The sequence below is a fragment of the Streptococcus bovismuti genome (assembly GCF_042436615.2).
Classification (GTDB): Bacteria; Bacillota; Bacilli; order Lactobacillales; family Streptococcaceae; genus Streptococcus.
On sequence record NZ_JBHMFR020000009.1, the window covers coordinates 58,438 to 64,671 of the forward strand.

4 protein-coding genes and 1 pseudogene are annotated in these 6,234 nt (G+C 33.6%); all 5 read left to right on the top strand.

The features are described from left to right. Window positions 1–8 precede the first annotated feature (8 nt). Complete coding sequence (locus ACERDH_RS08775; RefSeq protein ID WP_386686355.1) at window positions 9–1,163, top strand: polymerase; 1,155 nt, start codon at window positions 9–11, stop codon at window positions 1,161–1,163. Between the two features lie 126 nt (window positions 1,164–1,289). Then, entirely contained in the window at window positions 1,290–2,705 is a 1,416-nt protein-coding gene (locus tag ACERDH_RS08780) for an oligosaccharide flippase family protein (protein ID WP_386686358.1), read from the top strand. An 11-nt stretch (window positions 2,706–2,716) separates the two neighbouring features. Continuing rightward, entirely contained in the window at window positions 2,717–3,814 is a 1,098-nt protein-coding gene (glf, locus tag ACERDH_RS08785) for a UDP-galactopyranose mutase (protein WP_386686361.1), read from the top strand. 24 nt (window positions 3,815–3,838) lie between these two features. After that, complete coding sequence (locus ACERDH_RS08790) at window positions 3,839–4,891, top strand: glycosyltransferase (protein WP_386686364.1); 1,053 nt, start codon at window positions 3,839–3,841, stop codon at window positions 4,889–4,891. Between the two features lie 199 nt (window positions 4,892–5,090). Next, window positions 5,091–6,122: pseudogene (locus ACERDH_RS08795) on the top strand (ABC transporter substrate-binding protein); the annotation flags it as partial. Window positions 6,123–6,234 lie beyond the last annotated feature (112 nt).

Genomic DNA, 6,234 nt, shown 5'->3' on the forward strand with positions numbered 1-6,234 from the left:
GGAAAAATATGAAAATAAAAATAAAATTATCAGAGTTGTTATATTTTTCAGCTTTCTTTATTTGGTTGTTCTTTAATTTTATAGCTCAAACCAATTTAATCCATAAATACCCTGAAATTTATCGTTTACGTATAATTGCGATGATAGTGTCTATTCTAATACTTGTTGTAAAATTAGTATTAGAAAAGCATACAAAAGGCTTCCTATTATTCTATTTTTTAGCTTTAATTCTGGCAATTATAATTGGAATTTCAACACATAAACTTTTTGATGGAGTTACTATCATTTCAACAATACTATTGATAGTCTCTGTACATAAAATGAATTTTAGGAGAATACTGATTTTTTGGTCAATCTCAATATTTTTATTTATGCTATTTGTTTTTGTATTTCTAAAATTAGGAATGCTAGAAAATACTTTGAGACTTCAATTAGGTGGTAGACTTCGCTATAGTCAGGGTTATCAATATGTGAGTTTAGGTGCCAATTATTTATTTCATCTTACTCTAGTATATTTATATTTAAGAAAAAGTGAAATTAAATTTTTGGAAATGTTTATACTTGCAGCAATAAACTATTATTTTTATGTCCATACGGATACGAAATCAGCTTTTTTCCTTTCGGTTGTGGCTTTAATATTAGTATTTTTATTTAAAAATAGAGTAATTAATAGAAAGATACTCATAATTACTGGAGAAATTGTATTAACAGCAGGTATGCTTATTCCGATTTTTTTAACATATTTATATAATCCAAATAGTAGTTTTTTTCAAACTTTAAATACTGCATTAACTGGAAGATTAAGTTTAGGAAATAAGACATTATCATTGTATGGAGTAGATATATTTGGTCAGAGAATTGATTGGGAACTTCAACAAAGAGCTACGTCTGTTTTTGATAATTATTTATATGTCGACTCATCTTTTGTAAATATTTTACTACATTACGGTATTGTACTCTTAGTACTCATCTGGTTAAGCTATTATTTGTTAATTAAAGCTGGATACTTTAATACAATTGAGATGCTTATTTTTATTGTATTGATAATTCACTCGATGTTTGATCCACAGTTTTTTGAATTAATGTATAATCCTCTATTATTATTGATTGGAGTATCTTGGAGTCCGGATAGATACAAGTATAAGGAAAGTAGTATTGATTAAGCTAGAATATAAAAGATTATTTTTTAAAATTATCAATTTTTATGCCATTTATAATAATATTTGTGGTTTATGTGACAAGTTTATTTGACTTATTTAAAGCAGTAGTTAAGTGAGGAATATCCCCCTATGAAGGTTCTTAAAAATTACGCATACAATCTTTCATATCAATTATTAATAATAATTTTGCCTATTATTACTACACCTTATGTCACTAGGGTTTTTAGTTCGGATGAGTTGGGAACTTATAGTTACTTCAACTCAATTGTTACTTATTTCCTTCTATTGGCTACCCTAGGGGTAGCCAATTATGGTACAAAGGAGATTTCAGGTAATCGTAATACTATTCGTAAGAATTTTTGGGGTATTTATACTTTACAATTGGGAGCGACTCTGTTTTCTTCTTGTATATATGTGCTGCTTTGTCAATTTTTACCAGTAATGAAAAATCCAGTGGCGTATATATTAGGTTTAAGCTTAATTTCAAAAGGATTAGATATTTCTTGGTTATTTCAAGGATTAGAAGATTTTAAGAGAATTACAGTAAGAAATATCACGGTCAGATTAGTCGGTGTTATTTCTATCTTTTCATTTATAAAATCATCTGAAAATCTTTATTTATATGTTTTTTTGATTACGATTTTTGAATTGTTGGGACAATTAAGTATGTGGCTACCAGCAAGAGAGTTTATTGGGAAACCGCACTTTGATTGGTTATATGCTAAACAACATTTGAAACCAGTTATCTTATTATTTTTACCACAGGTTGCTATATCGCTTTATGTGACTCTAGATAGTACTATGCTTGGTTCTTTAGCCTCAATAAGAGATGTAGGAATTTATGATCAATCTCTGAAACTTGTCAAAATATTATTAACATTGGTAACTTCATTAGGAAGTGTCATGTTGCCTCGAGTTTCAAATCTTTTATCCTCAGGGGATCATAAAGCAGTTAACAAAATGCATGAGATGTCATTTTTGATTTATAATTTGGTAATTTTCCCCATTATGGCAGGAATGCTAATTGTAAATGATGATTTTGTTACCTTTTTCCTTGGTCAAGATTTTCAAGAAGCACGTTATGCGATAGCAATCATGATTTTTAGAATGTTCTTTATTGGTTGGACCAATATTATGGGTATTCAAATCTTGATTCCTCATAATAAAAATAAAGAGTTTATGCTGTCAACAACAATTCCTGCTATTGTGAGTGTGGGATTAAATCTTCTTTTGCTTCCAAAGTTGGGCTATATAGGTGCGGCAATTGTATCTGTTTTAACAGAGGTACTAGTATGGCTGATACAGTTATTCTATACTCGTTCTTATTTGAGAGAGGTGCCCATTCTAGGTTCATTGATCAAAATTATAATCTCATCTGGAGTTATGTATGGTATCCTACTATTTATAAAACAATTTCTAAATGTATCACCAATGATTAATGTGGGACTATATGCTGTTCTGGGAGCAATCATTTATGCTAGTATGATTTTGATTTTTAAAGTAATCAATCTAAATGAGTTAAAACAACAATTATTAAAAAAATAAAGGAGTGTAATATGTACGACTATCTAATCGTTGGTGCTGGTTTGTCGGGAGCAATTTTTGCTTATGAAGCAACCAAGCGTGGAAAAAAAGTAAAAGTGATTGATAAACGTGACCACATTGGTGGAAATATCTACTGTGAGAATGTAGAAGGAGTCAATGTCCATAAATATGGTGCCCATATCTTCCATACTTCTAATAAGAAAGTTTGGGATTATGTGAATCAATTTGCTGAATTTAACAACTATATCAACTCGCCTGTAGCTAATTACAAGGGTAGCCTTTATAATCTACCTTTCAATATGAATACTTTCTATGCTATGTGGGGAACAAAAACTCCTCAAGAAGTCAAAGATAAGATTGCTGAGCAAACGGCTCACATGAAGGATGTTGAACCTAAAAATTTGGAAGAGCAAGCTATTAAGTTGATCGGTCCAGATATTTATGAAAAGTTGATCAAAGGCTATACTGAAAAGCAATGGGGACGTTCTGCGACTGACCTTCCACCCTTTATCATCAAACGTCTACCAGTTCGTTTGACTTTTGATAATAACTACTTCAATGACCGTTACCAAGGTATTCCAATTGGGGGGTATAACGTTATCATCGAAAACATGCTGAAAGATGTTGAAGTAGAACTTGGAGTTGACTTTTTTGCCAATCGTCAGGAATTAGAAGCTTCTGCTGAAAAAGTTGTTTTTACAGGGATGATTGACCAATACTTCGATTATAAACATGGTGAGTTAGAATACCGTAGTCTTCGTTTTGAGCATGAAGTTCTAGATGAAGAAAACTATCAAGGAAATGCAGTTGTAAACTATACAGAACGAGAAATTCCTTATACTCGTATTATTGAGCATAAACATTTTGAGTATAGTACGCAAGATAAAACGGTCATTACTCGTGAATACCCAGCAGATTGGAAACGAGGAGATGAACCTTATTATCCAATCAATGATGAGAGAAACAATGCTATGTTTGCTAAGTATCAAGAAGAAGCAGCGCAGAATGATAAGGTCATTTTCTGCGGACGTTTGGCCGATTATAAATACTACGACATGCATGTGGTCATTGAACGTGCCCTAAATGTTGTAGAGGAAGAGTTTAAATAAGATAACGAAGGATAAAATTGATAGATGAAATATTATCTAAAAGAAGAATTTCTGAAGGATTCTGGTGCACGAAATGCGGGAAATAAGGCTCGAAATGATGTTGAAGAAATAGTAGTTCGTGAGGGCTATAGTCCTTTGTTATTGATGGTAGATGACTGGTATCAAATGGGGACTATTAGCGCCCAACGACATAAGGCTAAAGCCCTATCCAAAGCTATCTCTAAGTTAAAGGAAGGGGATCAGCTACTTATTCAATTTCCTATGCTTCATCATAGTTTCTTTACGACTCATTTAGTCAAAAGAATGCAACGTAAAGGAGTGAAAGTTCACTGTATTATCCATGATTTAGAAGTTTTGCGCTATGCTAATTTAGATACAGTGCCCTGGAAGCATAAAATTCGCGTTCATTTTCAAGAGTCCAGTCTTTTGAAACAAGCTGATGGTCTTATTGCTCATAATCCAGTTATGAAATCAGTGCTTGTTGATAAGGGGATTTCTGAGAAGAAAATAGTTAGTTTAGGCATTTTTGACTATCTGATCCCGAATTATCAGGACAAAGAAGATTTATCGAAGGAAGGAGCTATTATTGTAGCTGGAAATTTAGCTCAAGAAAAAGCAGGTTACTTATATGAGTTGCCTGCAAGACCGGCATATAACCTCTATGGTGTTGGTTTTGATGAGGCTAGAAAGCTATCAAATGAAACCTATTTTGGTTCCTTTCTTCCAGATGAACTACCATCAGCGTTAGAAGGAAGCTTTGGTTTAGTCTGGGATGGTGATAGTTCTAAAACTTGTAGCGGAGTATATGGTGAGTATTTGAGATACAATAATTCCCACAAGGCTTCTCTTTATTTGGCTTCTGGTTTTCCTATTATTGTTTGGAAACAATCTGCTCTGGCTAATTTCGTCTTAGAAAAAGAGTGTGGAATTAGTGTTGAGAGTTTACTTGACTTGGAAGAAGTATTGGAACATTTGTCTCAAGCAGAGTATCAGAATTTGGTCAAAAACGCTAAGGTTGTAGGCCAAAAAATTCGTGAGGGTTCTTATCTCCTTTCCGCATTACGAGCTTTAAATTAATGAATCTAAAAATGACTTAAATAGATAGATGAGGGAATTACTGAGTTCCCTCTTTTCTTATAGTGAAAAAAGAGATTAGAAAATGAAATAAGATTAAATAGTTGTCAGAAAATAACAACTAAACATGAAAATTCAGAAAATTCTATTGACAGAATTTAAAAAAGGGTCTATAATGGATAGAAAAACAAAGGAGAGTACTATGAAAACAAGGAAAGTATTGGCTCTTGCGGGAGTAACTTTATTAGCAGCAGGTGTCTTAGCTGCTTGTTCTGGGGGCTCAGGTGCTAAAGGTGAGCAGACTTTTGCATTTACCTACGAGACAGACCCAGATAACCTTAACTATTTAACAACTGGTAAGGCAGCGACCGCTGACATTACTAGTAATGTGATTGATGGATTGCTTGAAAATGATAAATACGGGAACCTTATTCCCTCAATGGCAGAGGACTGGTCAGTTTCTAAGGATGGATTGACTTACAATTATAAGATTCGTCAGGATGCCAAGTGGTACACATCTGAAGGAGAAGAGTATGCTCCTGTTAAGGCTCAGGACTTTGTGACAGGTCTTAAATATGCTACAGATAAGAAATCAGAAGCCCTATACTTGGTACAGGACTCAATTAAAGGACTGGATGCCTATGCTAAAGGGGAAATTACAGATTTCTCTCAAGTTGGGATTAAAGCGATTGACGATCAAACAGTCCAATACACTTTGAACAAACCTGAAAGTTTTTGGAATTCTAAAACAACAATGGGTGTTTTGGCACCAGTTAATGAAGAATTTTTGAACTCAAAAGGGGATGATTTTGCTAAAGCAACAGATCCAAGCAGCATCTTGTATAATGGTCCATATTTGTTGAAATCCATTGTGACAAAATCTACTGTTGAATTTGCAAAAAATCCTAACTACTGGGATAAAGACAATGTCCATATTGACAAAGTCAAATTGTCATTCTGGGATGGTCAAGATACTAGCAAACCTGCAGAAAACTTTAAAGATGGTAGCCTTTCAGCAGCTCGTCTCTATCCAACAAGTGCAAGTTTCGCAGAACTTGAGAAAGAGATGAAGGACAATATTGTCTATACGCAACAGGACTCTACGACTTATGTAGTAGGAACAAACATTGACCGTCAATCTTACAAATATACATCTAAGACTAGTGAAGAACAAAAGACTTCAACTAAAAAGGCTTTGTTAAACAAGGATTTCCGTCAGGCTATTGCCTTTGGATTATGTGACTATTAGTCCGTCTCGCTCCGTTAGGTGCGAGACAAAACAACCACCCGCTATGCGGGTGCGCGTCGAAGGTTATACCAAAAAAACTCCGAACGCGATACAATAA